Origin of the sequence: Microbispora siamensis (genome assembly GCF_016863095.1) — a bacterium.
Lineage (GTDB): Bacteria > Actinomycetota > Actinomycetes > Streptosporangiales > Streptosporangiaceae > Microbispora > Microbispora siamensis.
Genome location: NZ_BOOF01000010.1, coordinates 97930 through 114924 on the forward strand (window position 1 = coordinate 97930; position 16995 = coordinate 114924).

Below are 16995 nucleotides of genomic sequence, written 5' to 3' on the forward strand. Positions count from 1 at the left end.
TCACGCCCGTCGGGTCAGGCGGCCGCCGCCGTTACGGAAACGCGCTCGGCCGTCGCGGACGTCGTGGTAGGAGACGAGCAGCAGCCGCAGGTATCCGTCGAACGTCTCCAGTGGGTATCCGGCGGGTGCGAAAAGGCCGGGCCGGATCGGCACGTAGCGCTGTGGCGGGGCGGAGGTCATACCGCCGGCGAACTCGGTGAAAATCCGCTCCTGTGATTCGTCCGCCGGTTCGTACGTCGTCCGCTCCTCGAGCTGACCGTCCACGATGCGGACGTCGATGCGGAGCTGATCGGAGCGGTAGGTGCCCACGTAGGGGGTGAGGTCGACGTCCTTCTCCGGTTCGCTGATCAGAGTGGGGATCCGGACGCCGAGACGCTCGCTCAGGAGCCGCTGCAGGATCCGGTCGTGCAGCACGATCGCCCCCGGGGTGTTGCCGAAGGCGGCGAAGACCAGGTCGTGCTCGGGTACGACGCACAGGATGGACACACCGCCGGGCGACGCGCCCGACATGGCGAGCACGGTCGTGTCGCCGAAGGGGTACCGCACCCAGCCCAGGCCCATCGGCGGGACGTTCGGGGTCGCCATGTCGTACGAGACCTGCTGCATCAGCGCGGTCGACTCGGCCGACAGAACACGTGCGCCCGACGGGGACAGACCGCCCGCGAGGTGGGTGCGCCCGAAGGCGAGCAGGTCGGCGATGGTGCCGATCGGTGTGCCGCCGGCCGGCCCCCAGGTGTCGGGCAGCATGAACATGCCCGTGGGCCTTGCCGCCATGGTCCGGGGGTCGGGGAAGTGACCGATGGCCGTGCTGCGAAGGATGGCCTGCTCGGCCGAGGTGCCGGAGTTCTTCATGCCGACGGGTGCGTAGATGTCGCGTTCGAGCAGGTCAGGGAAGGACATGCCGGTCACCACTTCCAGCAGGCGTCCCGCGACGATCATGCCGCCGTTGGAGTAACTGAGCCGCTCGCCGGGTTCGAACAGGGCGCCGCAGGAGCTCGCGAGGCGGTGGACGTAGGTCTTCAGAGCGTCGCGGCCCTTGACGTCGGGGAAGAACAGGTCCGCGTCGATGCCGTTGGTGTGCGAGATGAGGTGCCGGACCAGGATCTTGTCCGCCGCGCCCGGTGCGGTCAGGGCGAAGTCGGGGAGGTGCTTCACCACCGGCGTGTCCAGGTCCAGCAGTCCCCGGTCGACCTGCTGCAGGACCAGCGTGGTGGTCAGGACCTTGGTGACGGAGCCGAAGAGGAATCCGGTGTCCTCGAGCATCGGGGCGCCTGTGGCGGCGTTCGCGGTGCCGTGGGCGACGACCACTTGCTCGCCGGCGTGGTAGACGCCGGCGACGAACCCGGGGACGTTGTTGGACGCGCAGTAGGCGGCGGCCTGCTCGCGGATCCGGGCTTCGACGGTGTGCAGCGCGTTGTCGTTCATGTGGAGCATCGTCGAACCTTGACCTAGGGGCAAGGTCAAGAGGCGGTGGTGGCCCGCAGCGGAGCGCGTCAACGCCCCTGGTAAACCGGCGGGCGCTTGTCGCGGAAGGCGCGGGAGCCCTCCTTGGCGTCCTCGGAGCCGATGACGGGCCAGCCGATCGCGTCGGAGACCTTGAACGCCTCGGCCTCCGGCATGCCCAGCGTCTCGCGGTAGGCGCGCAGGATCGCCTGGACGGCCAGCGGCCCGCAGGCGGCGACCTGGCCGGCGATCTCGCGGGCCGCCGCGAGCGCCTGACCGTCCGGCACGACCCGGTTGACCATGCCCATCGCGAGCGCCTCGGCCGCCGTGATCGCCCGGCCGGTGAGCAGCACGTCCATGGCGAACGCGTACGGGATCTGGCGCGGCAGCCGTACGGCGCTGCCGCCCATCGGGAACAGCGCCCGCCGGGCCTCGAACAGCCCGAGCGTGGCGCTCTCGCCGACGACGCGCAGGTCGGTGCCGACGAGCAGTTCGGTGCCGCCCGCCACGGCGTACCCCTCGACCGCGCACACGATGGGCTTGGCGGGCAGCGCCTCGGGATCGCGCAGCAGACCCTTCCAGTGGTAGTCGGGGATCTCGGCGGCCCGGCGGCGCACCCGCTCGTCCTCGGACGGCGTGCCCATGGCCTTGAGGTCGGCCCCGGCGCAGAACGTGCCTCCCGCGCCGGTGAGGATGCCGACCCGCACCTCCGGCTCGTCCGAGATGTACCGCCAGGCCTCGGCGAGCCCCACCAGCATGTCCTGTGAGAGCGCGTTCCTGGCCTCCGGCCGGTCCATCGTGACGATCACCACGTGACCGTCGCGCTCGATCCGGCAGTGCGGTGTGCTGATGGGCAGGAGCTCCACAGGTGTCCTCCGGCTCGGCGGCGTCGCTGATTCAATCAAGCGCTTGTTAGACATGGCGCGCGGGGTTAGTCTGCCCGCAAGAACTAGAACCGATTCTCATCTGAGTCGCTCCGCATTGCCAGGTCTTGTCAGCGTCGTGCCGGCGTGCTTCACTCCGGGGCCGCTCACGCCGCCGACGCCCGGTTGCGGTGCCTTGAAGGAGCTGGCATATGGGCTCACTCGGTTTCTGGAGGCTGGCGCAGGCCGACCCGGCGTGGATCGCCGCGGTCGATCCCGACGGAACGGAACATCCCGCGGGCGAACTGCTCGCCAGGGCCAATCGCATCGTCCACGGCCTGCGTGAGCTGGGCCTGCGGCCCGGGGACGGCATCTGCGGCCTGCTGCCCAACGGCGCGGACGGCCTCGTGCTCTACCTCGCCGCCCTGCAGGCGGGGTGGTACTACACGCCGGTCAACTGGCACCTCACCGGGCCCGAGATCGGCTACATCGTCGCCGACAGCGAGGCCGCCGCGTTCTTCGCCCACGAGCGATACGCGGCGGAGGCCGTCAGGGGCGCACAGGAGGCGGGAATCGCCGCCGGCCGGTGCTTCGCGTACGGCGAGGTCGAGGGCTTCCGGCCGGTGGCCGAGCTGACCGACGGCAGGCCGGACACCACGCCCCCCGACCGTACGGCCGGGGCCACCATGCACTACACCTCGGGCACCACCGGCAGGCCGAAGGGCGTGCGGCGCGCGCTCACCGGCCTCGACCCCGACGACTCCGCCGAGCTGATGACGGGGCTGCTGCGGCTGTTCGGCGTGACGCCGGGCCGGCCGAACGCCCACCTGGTCACCTCGCCGAGCTACCACACCGCCGTCACCCAGTTCGCCGGTACGGCGCTGCACATGGGGCACACCCTCGTCTTCATGGACAAGTGGGACGCCGAGGAGACCCTGCGCCTGTGCGAGCGCCACCGCGTGACGAACTCCCACCTGGTGCCGACGCACTTCAAACGGCTGCTGTCGTTGCCCGAGGAGACGCGGCGCTCCTACGACCTGTCGTCGCTGCGCTGGATGATCCACGCCGCCGCGCCCTGCCCGGTGCCGGTCAAGTGGCAGATGCTGGAGTGGTGGGGCGACGTGATCTACGAGTACTACGCCGCCACCGAGGGCGGCGGCACGATCGCCACCCCCGAGGACTGGAAGAAGCGGCCGGGCACGGTCGGAAAGGCCTGGCCGGGCAGCGAGCTGCTGATCGTGGACGACGAGCTCGCACCGGTGCCCACGGGCACGCCCGGCACCGTCTACATGAAGATGGGCATCTCCTTCGAGTACAAGGGCGACCCGGAGAAGACCGCGGCCAACCGGTTGCGCGACTACTTCACCGTCGGGGACATCGGCTACCTGGACGAGGACGGCTTCCTGTTCCTCTGCGACCGCAAGGCCGACATGATCATCTCGGGTGGGGCCAACATCTATCCGGCCGAGATCGAAAAGGAGCTCATGGTCCACCCGAAGGTGGCGGACGTGGCCGTGTTCGGCATCCCGGACGACGAGTGGGGCGAGCGGATCATGGCAGTCGTCGAGCCCGCGCCCGGCGCCGTTCCCGGGCAGGAACTGGCCGCGGAGATCGTCCTGTCGCTGGAGGGCCGCCTGGCCCACATGAAGTGGCCGAGCCGGATCGAGTTCATCGACGAGATGCCCCGCGAGCCGAACGGCAAGCTGCTCAAGCGCAAGCTCCGCGCCCCCTACTGGGAAGGCAGGGACCGTGCCATCTGACATGTCCGAGGACCTGGTCGCGACGCACGTCCTGGAGTTCCCCGGCGGTTACACCCGGACGACCGGGCCCGTCATCGGGCGGTTCCTCACCGAACTGCGCGACCGGCGGCTCGTCGGGGTCCGTACGGCCGGGGGGCGGGTGCTGGTGCCGCCGCTGGAGTACGACCCGGACACGGGCGAGCCGGTGACCGAGGAGTACGTGGAGGTCGGCCCGGCCGGGACCGTCCAGGCATGGGCCTGGGTCGGCTCCCCGCGCCCCGGCCACCCGCTCGACCGGCCGTTCGCCTGGGCGATGATCAAACTTGACGGCGCCGACACCGCCCTCGTCCACGCGGTGGACGCCGGGAGCCCGAAGGCGCTGCGGCCGGGGCTGCGGGTGCGCCCGCGCTGGCGGGCCGCCACCGCCGGGCACATCACCGACATCGAGTGCTTCCTGCCCGAGGTCGCCTCGCTCGTCGCGCCCGTGCGCGCCGAGTATCGCGTCACGCCGGGCCGGGCGCTCACCCGGTTCCTGGAGGGTGTCCGCGACGGGAGGTTCGTCGGCGCCCGGTGCGCCGAGTGCGCCGCCGTCTACGTGCCCTACCGCGAGTCGTGCCCCGCGTGCGGCTCGGTCGTCGAGGAGGAGGTGGAGGTCGCCGACACCGGCACGGTCACCACCTTCGCGATCAACAACCTGCCCGACCCCCGGGCCCCCGAGGTGCCGTTCGTCTCCGCGTACGTGCTGCTGGACGGCGCGGACACCCCGATGATCGCGCTGATCGGCGGGGTGCCGGCGCACGAGGTGCGGCAGGGCATGCGGGTGCGCGCCGTGTGGGTGCCGCCCGAGGAACGGACGCTGTCGATGACCAACGTGAAGTGGTTCGAGCCGACCGGGGAGCCGGACGCCGACCTGGACGAGTCCTCGGGAGGTGGTGCCTGATGCGCGAGGTCGCCGTCGTCGCCTTCGCCCAGACCGTCCACACCGGTCACGACACCGGGCTGGCCGAGCCGGAGCTGCTGCTGCCGGTCATCGACGAGGTCAAGCGGGCGACCGGGCTGAAGAGGTTCGGCTTCACGTGTTCCGGCTCGTGCGACTACCTGGCCGGCGCGCCGTTCTCGTTCGTCTCGGCGCTCGACGCGGTCGGCGCCTGGCCGCCCATCAGCGAGAGCCACGTCGAGATGGACGGCGCCTTCGCGCTGTACGAGGCGTGGGTGCGGCTCCAGCACGGCGACATCGACACCGCCCTGGTCTACGGCTTCGGCAAGTCGTCGATGTCGGACATCCGGGAGATCATGACGCTCCAGCTCGACCCGTACTATCTGGCGCCGCTCGGGCTCGACCAGGTGTCGTACGCCGCGCTGCAGGCCTCCGCGGTGAACGCGGACAGAGCGGCGCTGGACGAGATCGTACGGCGCAGCCGGGCGGACGGCCGGGCCAACCCGTACGCCCTCGACCTGCCGGACCCAGCAGGGGACGAGTTCGAGGTCGAGCCGCTGCGGCCGTACGATGTCGCACCGGTCACGGACGGGGCGGCGGCCGTGGTGCTGGCCGCCGGCGACCGCGCCCGTGAGCTGGCCGGGCGGCCGGCCTGGATCACCGGCATCGCGCACCGCGCCGAGCCTCATTACCTGGGCATGCGCGACCTGTCCCGGTCGGTGTCCACGGCCGAGGCGGGCCGGGCGGCCGGGGTGGGCAAGGGCCCGGTCGACGTGGCCGAACTGCACACCCAGTTCAGCCACGAGGAGCCGATCCTGCGCGAGGCGCTCGGCCTGTCCGGGGACGTCGTGGTCAACCCGTCGGGCGGGCCGCTCGCGGCCAACCCGGTGATGGCCACCGGCCTGATCCGGATCGGCGAGGCGGCCCGGCGGATCCTCGACGCCGCGGCGGACCGCACGGTGGCGCACGCCACCTCCGGGCCGTGCCTGCAGCAGAACCTCGTCGCCGTGCTCGAAACGTCCGCGTAGGGAGTCACCGTGGGAAACCGCTGTGCCGTCATCGGCGTGGGCCAGACCCGCTACCAGACCAGGCGGCGGGACGTGTCGCTCGCCGGGCTGGTCCGCGAGGCCGCCCTGCGGGCACTGGAGGACGCCGGCCTGACGTTCGCCGACATCGACGCCGTCGTCATCGGCAAGGCCCCCGACCTGTTCGAGGGCGTGATGATGCCGGAGGCGTACCTCGCCGACGCGCTCGGCGCGGCCGGCAAGCCGGTGATGCGCGTGCACACGGCGGGCTCGGTCGGCGGCTCGACCGCGCTCGTCGGCGCGTCGCTGGTCCAGGGCGGCGTGCACGGGCGGGTGCTGGTGGTCGCCTTCGAGAAGCAGTCGGAGTCGAACGCCACCTGGGCCCTGTCCACGCACCTGCCCTTCAACGCCTCCCTGGTCGTGGGCGCGGGCGGCTACTTCGCGCCGCACATCAGGGAGTACATGCGCAGGTCGGGCGCGCCCGACCACATCGGCACGCTGGTCGCGGTCAAGGACCGGCTGAACGCGCTGAAGAACCCGTACGCCCACCTGCGCATTCCCGGGATCAACCGGGAGATGGTCGAGTCGACCCCGATGCTGTGGGAGCCGATCCGTTATCTGGAGACCTGCCCGTCGTCGGACGGCGCCTGCGCGATCGTGCTCGCGGCCGAGGACAAGGTGACCGGCACGCCCGCCTGGATCCACGGCACGGCGATGCGCTCGGAGCCCATCATGCTGGCGGGCCGAGACGTCGTCAGCCCGCGGGCCGGCCGCGACTGCGCCGCCGACGTCTACCGCCAGGCCGGGGTCACCGACCCGCGCCGGGAGATCGACGTCGCCGAGGTCTACGTCCCGTTCTCCTGGTATGAGCCGATGTGGCTGGAGAACCTCGGCTTCGCCGCCGAAGGGGAGGGCTGGAAGCTCACCGAGGCCGGATGCACGGCCCTCGACGGCGACACCCCGTGGAACGCCTCCGGCGGCGTGCTGTCGTCCAACCCGATCGGGGCCTCCGGCCTCATCCGCTTCGCCGAGGCGGCGCTCCAGGTGCGGGGCATGGCGGGGGAGCACCAGGTCGAGGGGGCGCGCCTCGCGCTCGGTCACGCGTACGGCGGAGGCGCCCAGTTCTTCGCGATGTGGATCGTCGGCAGCAGCAAACCCTGAGCGCGGGAGGTCCGCCGGATGGAGTTCAACCACGCCGATCTTTTCGAGGGGCTCGCCGACGCCATCGGGGACCGCGTGGCGGTGGTCTGCGGCGACGACCGCCTGACCTACGCCGAGCTCGACGCCCACGCCAACCGGCTCGCCCACCACCTGGCGGCGCATGGCGTCGGCCACGGCACGCACGTGGGCATGCAGCTCTACAACGGGGTGGAGTACGTCGCGGCCCTGCTGGCGACGCTGAAGCTGCGGGCCGTGCCGGTCAACGTCAACTACCGGTACGTCGAGTCGGAGCTGCTGTACCTCTACCGGGACTCCGGCGTCGCGGCCCTGGTCTTCGACGTGGAGTTCGACGACCGGGTCGCGGCCGTGGCCGCGCAGGTCCCCGGGCTGCGCCACCTCGTCGCCGTCGGCGGCCCCACCGCCGTGCCGGGCGCGGTGCCGTACGAGGAGGCGGTGGCGGGGCAGCCGGAGGGCCGGGGGTTCCCGCCCCGGTCCGGCGACGACGTGTACGTCATCTACACCGGCGGCACGACCGGCATGCCCAAGGGCGTGATGTGGCGGTCGGAGGACCTGTTCTACGCCTTCGGGGGCGGCAACCCGTACGGCGAGCCGCTGAAGACGCCGGAGGCGGTGATCGAGCAGGCGCGCGGCGCGGCGTCGCCGATCGTCATGATGACGGCGGCCCCGCTGATGCACGGCGCGGCGCAGGTGGGCACCTTCATCGCCTGGTGGATGGGAGGCACGATGGTGTACGTCCGCAGGTTCGACGCGGCCGCCGTGCTGCGCGCGATCGAGCGGGAGAAGGTCGTCAGCCTGAACATCACCGGCGACGCGATGGCCCGCCCGCTCGCCGACGAGATCGCCGCCGGCTCCTACGACCTGTCGTCGCTGTTCGCGCTCAGCTCGACCGGCGCGATCCTCAGCGGGGCCGTACGCGCCCGGCTGGAGGAACTGCTGCCCGGCAGGATGATCCTCGACAACTTCGGCTCGACCGAGTCCGGATACACGGCGTCCGCCGTCGACGGGTCGTCGCCCGAGTCGGGCCTGCGCTACCGGCCCAACGCCAACGCCTGCGTGGCCGTGCTGGACGAGACGCTGACCCCGGTCGAGCCGGGCTCGGGGCGGATCGGCACGGTGGCGAGGAGCGGCCGGATCGCATCCGGCTACCACAACGACCCGGACAAGACCGCCCGCACCTTCGTGATCGACGCCCACGGTGTCCGGTGGCTGCTCACCGGCGACCTCGCCACGGTCGAGGAGGACGGCACGATCCGCATCCTCGGCCGCGGATCCCAGTGCATCAACACCGGTGGGGAGAAGGTCTTTCCCGAGGAGGTCGAGGCGGTGCTCAAGGGGCATCCCGCCGTGTTCGACGCCGTGGTCACCGGCCTCCCCGACGAACGCTGGGGCTCGCGGGTCGCGGCCGTCGTCCAGCCGTACGACGGGACCGCGCCGACGGCGGAGCAGCTCGACGCCCACTGCCGCTCCCGGCTGTCGGGCTACAAGGTGCCGCGGACCTACGCGTTCGTGGAGGAGATCCTCCGCTCCCCGGCGGGCAAGGCCGACTACCGGTGGGCCGGTCAGGTGGCCGCCGCCGCATCTCGCCCGGCCGCATCTCAGCCGGCCGAGCGTCGGCCGGCCGCGCGTCAGCCGGAGTAGGCGGCGGCGAGGGCGTGGAAGACCTCCTTCGGCTCCCGTCCGCCGTCCTTCAGCAGCCGTACCACCCCGTAGGAGGACATGTCGAGGTCGCCGCGCGGGTCCGGGTCGTACGTCGTGCCGTAGCCGGCGAAGGTGAACCAGAAGGCGCTGTCCACGCCCTCCTCCTCGAACACGCTGAGCAGTTCGCGCAGGTAGCGGACCTGCTCACCCTCGTCGCGGCGGTAGTCGCCGTCCAGCCGGGGCGGATCCACGGTGTAGTCCACGATGGCCCACGCCATGCCGCCACGTGCGCCTGCCCCTGTGTAGGCGCACGTGCCGAACTCGGTGACCGCCACCGGCTTGCCGTACCGGAAGCGGGAGCGCAGCTCCTCGCGGTAGGTCGCGGCGTTGCGCCGGTCGCGGTAGGCGTCCACGGCGACGATGTCGAACGGGCTCCAGTCGACGTCCTCCCAGTCGCCCGAGGCGTACGTCACCCGCCCGCCGAAGACCTCGCGGGCGGCCTCGGCGGTCTCGGCCAGGAAGGGGTTCAGCCGCGCGGGGATCTCGGCGAACCGGGCGTGCAGCTCGGCATCCCCCTTGCCGAGCGCGGCCATGCGGTCGAAGAAGGTCTCCCCGGGCAGGAAGCCGGCGCAGAAGATGCTCAGCTCGCACCCCGTCACGAGCACCACCTCCGCGCCGTCGCGCCGCACCTCCTCGGCCCGCTCGGCGCATTCCGCGAAGTACGGCGCGAGCTCCCGCGTGGTCATCTCGCAGGGGAAGGGCGCGAACCACACCTCAAGCCCCGCGTCTGCGGCGTGCCGCGCGGCGACGCTGAGCCGTTCGGGATGCCCGCCGGTGATGCGGACGGCCGTGCAGTGCAGCTCGTCGGCGATGACGCGCATCTCCGCGCGGACCGTCTCCGGGTCGAACGTCTCCCGGCTGATGTGCCCGCCCGGCAGGAATCCGGTGTCGTAGTTGATGCCCCTGCCTCTCATCGCGCGTCCCTCGCCTCGATGCCGACCATCGTCATGATCGGCCCGGAGCCGAACGCGCCCGCGACCAGGAGCCCCACCGCGAGGGCGGCGATCAGCAGCACGTTGGACAGCCAGACCATGGTGGACACCGGCAGCGTGAACGCGCCGATCAGCCGGGCCACGCAGTCGGCGAGCAGCGCCCCGCCCCAGATGCCGGTGAAGCGGCGCTCGGCGCGGCGGAACCGGGCGGAGCCCGCGAGCCGTTCCCAGGCGGCCTCCCGCACCGCGTTCCCCCGGGTGATGAAGGCGCGCATGCCCGGGGTCATCACCGGGCGCGCGGTGAACGCCGAGAGCATCATGAACAGGCTGATCACGCCGCTGAGGGCGGAGTCCTTGGCGATCATCATGCGGGCGTCGCCGGTGACGAAGCTCAGTGCGATGCCCGCCACGTTCACCGCCAGAGTCAGCCCGGCCAGCCCGTTCAGGCTGCGGTCCCTGACGATCCCGGCGACCACCCGGACGGCCGGGATCACGCCGCTCACGCCCAGCGCGGCGACCTCGCTCGTACCGAACGCGCCGTGCAGGAGGTAGTAGCACGCCATCGGCGCGGCGACGTCGAGCGCCAGCGGCGTGAGCATCGTGCCGAGGTTGCTCCGCCGGGGCTGCTCGGCTCTCGCCGGGGCGGTCAGGGTCTGGGTCATCGGCTCCTCCAGCGCGTCTTCGTGTACGCGTCAAGCGTCTCGAAAGCCGGAGGAGCCGGGCAGATTCAGCGATCCCGTTTGCGGCAGTACAAATGTCCCGGTCGCCGTCAGAGCTTCTTGGCGCCCTCGGTCGCGAGCGCCGCCACGGCGCCGAGGCCGAGGTAGACGACGCCGCTGCCCCGGTCGAGCCGCCGCCGGGCCCGTGCCGAGGAGCGCAGCCGCCCGGCGAGGACCGAGGCCAGCAGCGCGTACGTGCCGTCGCTGGCCATGCCGAGCGCGACCCACACGGCCCCGAGCACCAGCACCTGTGGCGCCACGGGACCGCGGGCCGGATCGATGAACTGCGGCAGGAAGGCGAGGAAGAACATGGCCGTCTTGGGGTTCAGCACGTTGACCACGAACCCCTCGCCGAACAGCCGGCGGGGCGAGGCCACCTTGACCTGGGCGTCCTCCGCCTCGGACCGCCGCATGAGCTTGCGGACGCCCAGGTAGACGAGGTAGGCCGCGCCCAGGTACTTCACGACGGCGAACGCCGTGGCCGAGGCGGCGAGCAGCGCGGTGATCCCGAACGCCGCGGCGGCGATGTGGACCAGCGAACCGGCGTGGACGCCGAGGACCGACACCAGGCCCGCCGTACGGCCCTGGGCCACGCTGCGGGTGACGATGTAGAGCACGGCGGGTCCGGGGACCAGGAGCAGCGCCAGCGTGGCGGCCGCGAACAGGGCGAGCGTGGGCAGAGTCGGCATGGCTCGGATGCTACGGACACCGGGCCATTCCGGCATGTGAATTTAGAGCGCGGTCAGCACGCGGGGGCCGTCCTCGGTGATCGCGATGGTGTGCTCCATGTGGGCGGCCCGGCTGCCGTCCACGGAGTGCAGCGTCCAGCCGTCGGCCGCCGTGTGGTAGCCGTCCCGGCCTCCGGCGATGAACATCGGCTCGATGGCCAGGGCGAGGCCGTGCCGCAGGGGGTAGCCCCGGCCGGGCCTGCCGTGGTTCGGCACCGACGGGTCCTCGTGCATGCGGCGGCCGATGCCGTGGCCGCCGAAGTCCCTGGGCATGCCGTATCCGGCCTCCTGGGCGATCGCGCCGATCGCCGCGGAGATGTCCCCGATGCGGTTGCCCACGGTCGCGGCGGCGATCCCGGCCTCCAGCGCCCGGCGCGTGGTGTCGACGAGTTCCAGGTCGCCGGGCCGCGGCGTGCCCACGATGAACGTGACGGCGGCGTCGGCCGCCCAGCCGTCCAGTATCGCGCCGCAGTCGACGCCGACGACGTCCCCGTCCCGCAGCCGGTAATCGGTCGGGATGCCGTGCACGATCGCGTCGTTGACGGACACGCAGATCACGGCGGGGAACGGGGTCGGCGCGAAGTGCGGCCGATAGCCGAGGAACGGGGAGCTCGCCCCGGCCTCGCGCAGCACCTCCCGCGCCGTCTCGTCCAGGTCGGTGAGCCGCACTCCGATGGCCGCGGTTTTCCGTACGGCGTCGAGCGCGCGGGCCACCACGCGCCCCGCCTCCCGCATCGCGTCCAGCGCGGCGTCGGTCTTGATTTCCACCATGACATGCCCTCCCGGGGTGGCACCAATAACTATACCGGTATTAGTATCACGGTCATGGTGAGAGTGCCCCTGACCCCCGAGGAGCGGCAGCGGGGGGAGCGGTTCGGCGTCCTGCTCCGGCAGGCGCGCGGCGAGCGCAGCATGGTCGAGGTCGCCGCGGCGGCCGGGCTGTCGGCAGAGACGCTGCGCAAGATCGAGACCGGCCGCGCGCCGACCCCGGCCTTCTTCACCGTCGCGGCGCTCGCCGCCGCGTTGAACCTGTCGCTCGACGAACTGGCGGCCGCCTGCGCCGAGGGTCCGCAGGCCACCGAATTCCGCCAAGCCGGCTGACGTCCGCCGGAGCCTCCGGCCGGGAGCGTGCGGCGCGGCCCCTACGGCAGGCCGGGCGCCAGGCCCTTGCCGAGTGCGCGGCGCCGTACCGCGGCGAGCATGAACCGCCTGATCAGGCCGCTGCCCGGCCGGATGACCCGCCAATACCGGCGCATGGCCCGGTGCGCGGCCGGGCTCGTCGTGACCACCCTGGTCTCGGTCACCAGCAGCGTTCGCCCGCCGCCCAGAGGGTGCAGGGTGAAGGAGAACGTGCCCTTTGCGTAGCCCGGGCGCGTGAAGGCCGCGAAGTCGGCCGGCCCGGCGAGCCCCGGCTCGTTCACCTTGGCGGGCGGCCGCCACCACCGGCCGGCCAGGCCGACGGTGACCTCGTGTCCGGGCCTCTCCCGCAGGAGGACGAACCCGCGGGTGAACCGCAGCGACGCCAGCGCGGCCCACACGCGGTCGGCGCTCGCCTCGATGGCGACGGCGTGCCGTTCCGCGAACTCGGGGTCGGGCAGGATCGGCGGCGTCCCCGAGACCTCCCGGTCCAGGTTGTCGAGCAGGGCCTCCACCACCGCGTTGTGCCTGCGCCGGATGACCAGCGGCCACAGCAGGCGCATCGCCCCCAGCGTGCGTCCTTTCACCTCGTGCCGCACCAGCGTGCCGCCCTCAGTCGGGGTGAGGGTGAAGCCATGACCCCCGCTGAAGCCGCCCGGGGTGTCGAACCAGAGCCGGCTGCCGGGCTCGACGACCCCGACCTGGTATCTCATCGGGCCGTGCCGTACGGGTGCGCCCTCGGCGAGGCCCTCCGGCAAGGCGAACGTGCCGGGGAGCGGCCAGAGGCGGTCGCGCTCGGATCCGAGCGTGCCGAGCACGTCCCATACCTGGTCCGGAGTGGCGGAGACGACTCGTTCGTGCACGTTGTGCACCATCGCTGACCTCCATACGGTTGCGTATGGTCCGACTATACGCAACCGTATGGAAGACTGGCGGCATGGGGAGGGTGAGTGCGCAGGACTGGGCGAGGGCGGCGCTCGACGCCCTCGCCGAGGACGGTTTCGCCGCCGTGGCCGTGGAGCCCGTGGCGGCCCGGCTCGGGGTGACGAAGGGCAGCTTCTACTGGCACTTCGCCAATCGGCAGAAGCTCATCGAGGCCGCGCTCGCGCTGTGGGAGGCGGACTCCGAGCAGATCATCGCGAACCTGTGGGAGATCACCGACCCGGCCCGGCGGATGCGCACGCTCCTCGGGGCCGCCTTCGGCGACCCGCGTGACGCCGCGATCGCCTTCCGCCTGATCGGCGCGGCCGACGACCCCGCCGTCGCCGAGGTCGCGCGCCGCGTCACCGCGCGCCGCCTGGACGTCATGCGGCAGACGCTCGAGGAGCTGGGGCAGCCCCCGGACCTCGCCCGGCGGCGCGTCCTCGCGGGGTACGGCGTCTACGTCGGCGTCGCCGCCCTCCGCCGGATCGGCATGCTCGACGACTCCGCCGAGTTCGTCGAGACGGCCGTCGCCGAGATGGGTCTCGACCTCCCGCCGTGATCCCGCTGCCCCGCGGTGTCGGCGGTCAGCGCGGACGCGCACACGAGGACCATGGCGGCGACCACCCCCGCGCCGGTAAGCATCCGGGCATGATCGCATAAGCGCCGCAACCGTCGCGGGGATCCGCTGATCTGAATCTTTCACCGGTCGTCACCGGCTGGGCGGTCCGCGTCCGACGGAGTTTCCCCCAGGTGGACGGCGGGCCGACGGTCGCGCGTCCCCGGCCTCGGGCCGCCGCCGTGGGGGCGGTTCCTGTACAGGCCGCGAAGCAGACCCGACGCTGGGACCATCGCCGGCGATCGGCGGCAGTCGGCCCGTGACGGTGTGGCCGGCTCACCATGGAGGTGCCGGATGCGATTCCCCCACGGCCGGTTACGTGGCCCGGTCGTCCTCGCGGCCGTCGTGGCCGCGGCGTCCGCGGTGACCGGGCTCGTCCCGGGCATGGCCGACGCCGCGCCGCGCGGATCGGCCGGCGTGGCCCGCCTGCTGCCCAGCCCGGTTCCCACTCCCACCCCGAGTGTGAGCGCCACGCCGAGCGTCATCGTCTCGCCCGCCGAGGTCGTCGTGCCCGAGGGAGGCTCGGCGCTCATCCACGTGCGGCTCAGCCAGAGGCCGTCGTACGGCTGGGTGACCGTCGACAGCGAGCGGCTGCTCGGCGACCCGGACCTGTCGATCGGCCCCCGGCTGCTCTTCCCCGCGGACAGGTGGAGCACCTGGCAGTCCCTCATCGTCTTCGCGGAGGAGGACGACGACGTGACGGACGGCACCGCCACGTTCCAGTCCCGGATCAGTCAGCTGCCGGGCAGCGGCGTCGCCGTGTGGACCGCCAGGGAGCTGGACAACGACGTCCCCACGCCGAGTCCCACCTGAACCTCGTCAGAAGTAACGCGAGCTGAGATCCGTGGTGGGCCAGCTCGTCACCTTCCCGATCTGGGCGTTGAACAGGTCGGCGAGCACGTCGAAGTCGGGGGAACCGCTCTCCTCCCGCCGGTTGAACAGGGCGGCGTAGGTGACGCCGTTCTGCAGGCGCGCGATGTAGGTGTAGGTGCCGGGCTGTGAGCCGTCGTGCCAGGTGTTGACGTGTCCCGTCACCTGGCGCACCCACAGGCCGGCGCCATACCAGGAGCCGTACTGGTTCACGCCGATCTCGGGCTTGGCGAGCATCCTGCCGATGGAGGTCGAGTTGAGCACCGCGTTCGGCGCGTCGAGCACCTTCGCCAGGCGCACCAGGTCGACGGCGGAGGCGATCCAGCCGCCGTTGGGGCCCTGGCAGGCCATGCCGAACCCGCCGCCGTACGGCGCGGGCAGGACCTGGCCGGTCTCGTCCAGGACGGTCTGGCCCGTGTACTTCGACTCGTAGATGACTTCACCGGAGGCGGCCTGCGACCGGAGCGTACGGCCCAGCCGCGGACGGGTGATGCCGAGGGGCGCCAGGACCTTCTGCCTGACGTAGGACTCGTAGCTCGTCCCGGAGACCTTCTCGATGATCCGGCCCAGCAGCAGATAGCCGTAGTTGCTGTAGACGAACTTCGTGCCGGGGACGAAGTCGAGCGGCCGGGCGCTCGCGTACCTGACGATGTGGTCCTGGGTGATCGGCAGCGGCACGCCGAGCGCCTTGGCGATGGCGCGGTCCATGTGCAGGTAGTCGCCGGAGACGTCCCGGTCCCAGCCCCCGGTGTGCTGCAGCAGCCGCCACACCGTCACCTGCGCCAGCCGGGGGTCGGCCGAGGTGGACAGGCCGAGGAGCTTCGCGACCGAGGCGGTCAGGCTGAGCTTGCCCTCCTGGGCGAGCCGCATGATCGCGATGGCGGTGATGTGCTTGCTCAGGCTCGCGATGCGGAACAGCGACGTGGGCGACACGGCGGGAACGGCGTGGCTGCCGTCGGAGTATCGGTAGCCCCTGGCGAGCACCAGTCTGCCGCCCTTGGAGACGGCGAGCTGCCCACAGGTGATCCCTCGCTCCTTGATATAGGTCTTCATCAGCGTGTCGAACCCGGCGAGCGAGGCGGGCGCCACCCCGGTGGCCTCCACGACGGGCGCGGGCAGCATCCTCGACCCGAACGCGAGGGCGGGCGCCGCGAAGGCACCCATCTGGAGGAAGTTCCTCCTGCTCAGACCTCCCTGATCCTCAGATGTGGACGCAAACAGCGACATTTTCTGCATGTCCAATTTCTAGTAGATCAACGCCGCCGCCGCACACTTCACGCATCTGTCCGGGGGAGGAGGGCCGCGACCAGGGCGGCGACGGCGGGCGGGTCGGGCGGCTCGCCGTACGTCGCGGCGTAGACCCGGCGGTCCGATCCCGGCAGCTCGGACACCCGCACACCCGGGTGGCGGTGGGCCGACATCGCCAGCCGGGGGAGGAGCGCCGCGCCCAGCCCGGCCGCGACCATGGCCTGCACGGCCACGTAGTCGTCCGTGGTGAACGAGACGCGCGGCTCGAAGCCCGCCTCGGCGCACAACGCGAGCAGATGCGCGCGGCACCGCTCGCACCCCGCGATCCACGGCCCGTCCGCGTACGCCGCCAGGTCCCCGGGATCGCCGTACGTCGCGGAGGTGACGAGGAAGCTCGGGTCGTCGAGCAGGTGGACCAGGCGGACGCCGTCGTCCTCGGGAGCGGTCTCGCCGTAGCGGAAGACCACGGCGACGTCCACCCGGCCGGCCCGCAGCAGGCGCAGCGCCTCGGGCGGCTCGGCCTCCATCAGCCGCAGGTCCAGCCCCGGATGGTCCTGGGCGAGCCGCGCGGCGGCGGCCGGGACGAACGTGCCGAGGGCCGAGGGGAACGCGGCCAGCCGTACGCGTCCGGCCCGCAGCCCGACGTGCGCGGCGAGCTCCGCGGACGCCGCGTCGAGGCGGCCGAGGATCTCCACGCCCCGCTCGGCGAGCAGGCGGCCCGCCTCGGTGAGGCGGATGCCGCGCCCCACCCGCTGCACCAGCTTCGCGCCCGTCTCGGCCTCCAGTCGCGCGAGGTGATGGCTCACCGAGGGCTGCGAGTAGTGCAGCTCCCGCGCCGCGGCGGTCACCGTGCCGGTCCTCGCCACGGCCACGAGGACCCGCAGTCGTACGACGTCGAGCGGCATTCATCGATCCCGTCTATGGATCCGCATCA

At 72.1% G+C, this 16995-nt stretch carries 17 protein-coding genes; 8 read left to right on the forward strand and 9 right to left on the reverse strand.

All coding sequences use genetic code 11. From position 1 onward, the window contains the following. Positions 1-1425 (reverse strand): serine hydrolase domain-containing protein, encoded by a 1425-nt coding sequence (locus Msi02_RS11675; protein WP_204048355.1) that lies wholly within the window; start codon positions 1423-1425, stop codon positions 1-3. A gap of 68 nt (positions 1426-1493) precedes the next feature. Beyond that, the gene (locus tag Msi02_RS11680) at positions 1494-2309 is read right to left on the reverse strand and encodes a crotonase/enoyl-CoA hydratase family protein (RefSeq protein WP_239108318.1); all 816 of its coding nucleotides are present in this window, start codon (positions 2307-2309) and stop codon (positions 1494-1496) included. 209 nt (positions 2310-2518) lie between these two features. On the opposite strand from Msi02_RS11680, the gene Msi02_RS11685 reads away from it, so the two are divergent. The 5 genes from Msi02_RS11685 to Msi02_RS11705 are packed head-to-tail and all read left to right on the forward strand — an operon-like array spanning position 2519 to position 8827. Further along, positions 2519-4066, forward strand: coding sequence for an acyl-CoA synthetase (locus Msi02_RS11685; RefSeq protein WP_204048357.1), 1548 nt, complete (start codon positions 2519-2521; stop codon positions 4064-4066). Between the two features lies 1 nt (position 4067). Then, positions 4068-4985 (forward strand): Zn-ribbon domain-containing OB-fold protein, encoded by a 918-nt coding sequence (locus Msi02_RS11690; RefSeq protein WP_204048358.1) that lies wholly within the window; start codon positions 4068-4070, stop codon positions 4983-4985. Then, positions 4985-6010, forward strand: a complete 1026-nt coding sequence (locus Msi02_RS11695) for a thiolase family protein (protein WP_204048359.1) — start codon at positions 4985-4987, stop codon at positions 6008-6010. Before Msi02_RS11690 ends, Msi02_RS11695 begins: the two co-directional genes overlap by 1 nt. Positions 6011-6019: 9 nt before the next feature. Beyond that, on the forward strand, positions 6020-7168 hold the full coding sequence (locus tag Msi02_RS11700) for a thiolase family protein (protein ID WP_204048360.1): 1149 nt from the start codon (positions 6020-6022) through the stop codon (positions 7166-7168). 18 nt (positions 7169-7186) lie between these two features. Further along, positions 7187-8827: an acyl-CoA synthetase gene (locus Msi02_RS11705; protein ID WP_204048361.1), complete on the forward strand. Its 1641-nt coding sequence runs from the start codon at positions 7187-7189 to the stop codon at positions 8825-8827. Here the strand turns inward: Msi02_RS11705 and Msi02_RS11710 are convergent. The 4 genes from Msi02_RS11710 to map form a co-directional block, all read right to left on the reverse strand. Then, positions 8815-9801 (reverse strand): glycoside hydrolase family 113 protein, encoded by a 987-nt coding sequence (locus Msi02_RS11710; protein WP_204048362.1) that lies wholly within the window; start codon positions 9799-9801, stop codon positions 8815-8817. The genes Msi02_RS11705 and Msi02_RS11710 overlap by 13 nt on opposite strands. Continuing rightward, entirely contained in the window at positions 9798-10481 is a 684-nt protein-coding gene (locus Msi02_RS11715) for a VC0807 family protein (protein WP_204048363.1), read from the reverse strand. Before Msi02_RS11715 ends, Msi02_RS11710 begins: the two co-directional genes overlap by 4 nt. 107 nt (positions 10482-10588) lie before the next feature. Further along, the gene (locus Msi02_RS11720) at positions 10589-11227 is read right to left on the reverse strand and encodes a LysE family translocator (RefSeq protein ID WP_079319071.1); all 639 of its coding nucleotides are present in this window, start codon (positions 11225-11227) and stop codon (positions 10589-10591) included. Positions 11228-11269: 42 nt separating this feature from the next. Continuing rightward, positions 11270-12037 carry a type I methionyl aminopeptidase gene (map, locus tag Msi02_RS11725; RefSeq protein ID WP_204048364.1) on the reverse strand — a complete coding sequence of 256 codons (768 nt, stop codon included), beginning with the start codon at positions 12035-12037 and terminating at the stop codon, positions 11270-11272. 54 nt (positions 12038-12091) lie between these two features. On the opposite strand from map, the gene Msi02_RS11730 reads away from it, so the two are divergent. Then, the gene (locus Msi02_RS11730) at positions 12092-12367 is read left to right on the forward strand and encodes a helix-turn-helix domain-containing protein (RefSeq protein ID WP_079319069.1); all 276 of its coding nucleotides are present in this window, start codon (positions 12092-12094) and stop codon (positions 12365-12367) included. Positions 12368-12408: 41 nt separating this feature from the next. Here the strand turns inward: Msi02_RS11730 and Msi02_RS11735 are convergent, their stop codons facing one another. After that, entirely contained in the window at positions 12409-13278 is an 870-nt protein-coding gene (locus Msi02_RS11735; protein WP_204048365.1) for an SRPBCC family protein, read from the reverse strand. A 62-nt stretch (positions 13279-13340) separates the two neighbouring features. Between Msi02_RS11735 and Msi02_RS11740 the strand changes: the two genes are divergently transcribed. Beyond that, a complete protein-coding gene (locus Msi02_RS11740) occupies positions 13341-13886 on the forward strand; it encodes a TetR/AcrR family transcriptional regulator (RefSeq protein WP_204048366.1) in 546 nt (181 codons plus the stop codon). A 351-nt stretch (positions 13887-14237) separates the two neighbouring features. Next, positions 14238-14756, forward strand: coding sequence for a hypothetical protein (locus tag Msi02_RS11745; protein ID WP_204048367.1), 519 nt, complete (start codon positions 14238-14240; stop codon positions 14754-14756). A 6-nt stretch (positions 14757-14762) separates the two neighbouring features. Here Msi02_RS11745 and Msi02_RS11750 read toward each other — a convergent pair whose 3' ends face one another. Next, on the reverse strand, positions 14763-15977 hold the full coding sequence (locus Msi02_RS11750) for a serine hydrolase domain-containing protein (protein WP_239108319.1): 1215 nt from the start codon (positions 15975-15977) through the stop codon (positions 14763-14765). 110 nt (positions 15978-16087) lie between these two features. Continuing rightward, positions 16088-16966 (reverse strand): LysR family transcriptional regulator, encoded by an 879-nt coding sequence (locus Msi02_RS11755; protein WP_204048369.1) that lies wholly within the window; start codon positions 16964-16966, stop codon positions 16088-16090. Positions 16967-16995: the final 29 nt, after the last annotated feature.

Excerpts from the sequence above, each read along its gene's own strand:
- Msi02_RS11675 (WP_204048355.1), bottom strand. The coding sequence starts at position 1,425 with ATGAACGACAACGCGCTGCACACCGTCGAAGCCCGGATCCGCGAGCAG.
- Msi02_RS11685 (WP_204048357.1), top strand. The coding sequence starts at position 2,519 with ATGGGCTCACTCGGTTTCTGGAGGCTGGCGCAGGCCGACCCGGCGTGG.
- Msi02_RS11690 (WP_204048358.1), top strand. The coding sequence starts at position 4,068 with ATGTCCGAGGACCTGGTCGCGACGCACGTCCTGGAGTTCCCCGGCGGT.
- Msi02_RS11695 (WP_204048359.1), top strand. The coding sequence starts at position 4,985 with ATGCGCGAGGTCGCCGTCGTCGCCTTCGCCCAGACCGTCCACACCGGT.
- Msi02_RS11705 (WP_204048361.1), top strand. The coding sequence starts at position 7,187 with ATGGAGTTCAACCACGCCGATCTTTTCGAGGGGCTCGCCGACGCCATC.
- Msi02_RS11710 (WP_204048362.1), bottom strand. The coding sequence starts at position 9,801 with ATGAGAGGCAGGGGCATCAACTACGACACCGGATTCCTGCCGGGCGGG.
- Msi02_RS11715 (WP_204048363.1), bottom strand. The coding sequence starts at position 10,481 with ATGACCCAGACCCTGACCGCCCCGGCGAGAGCCGAGCAGCCCCGGCGG.
- Msi02_RS11720 (WP_079319071.1), bottom strand. The coding sequence starts at position 11,227 with ATGCCGACTCTGCCCACGCTCGCCCTGTTCGCGGCCGCCACGCTGGCG.
- map (WP_204048364.1), bottom strand. The coding sequence starts at position 12,037 with ATGGTGGAAATCAAGACCGACGCCGCGCTGGACGCGATGCGGGAGGCG.
- Msi02_RS11730 (WP_079319069.1), top strand. The coding sequence starts at position 12,092 with ATGGTGAGAGTGCCCCTGACCCCCGAGGAGCGGCAGCGGGGGGAGCGG.
- Msi02_RS11735 (WP_204048365.1), bottom strand. The coding sequence starts at position 13,278 with ATGGTGCACAACGTGCACGAACGAGTCGTCTCCGCCACTCCGGACCAG.
- Msi02_RS11740 (WP_204048366.1), top strand. The coding sequence starts at position 13,341 with ATGGGGAGGGTGAGTGCGCAGGACTGGGCGAGGGCGGCGCTCGACGCC.
- Msi02_RS11745 (WP_204048367.1), top strand. The coding sequence starts at position 14,238 with ATGCGATTCCCCCACGGCCGGTTACGTGGCCCGGTCGTCCTCGCGGCC.
- Msi02_RS11750 (WP_239108319.1), bottom strand. The coding sequence starts at position 15,977 with ATGGGTGCCTTCGCGGCGCCCGCCCTCGCGTTCGGGTCGAGGATGCTG.
- Msi02_RS11755 (WP_204048369.1), bottom strand. The coding sequence starts at position 16,966 with ATGCCGCTCGACGTCGTACGACTGCGGGTCCTCGTGGCCGTGGCGAGG.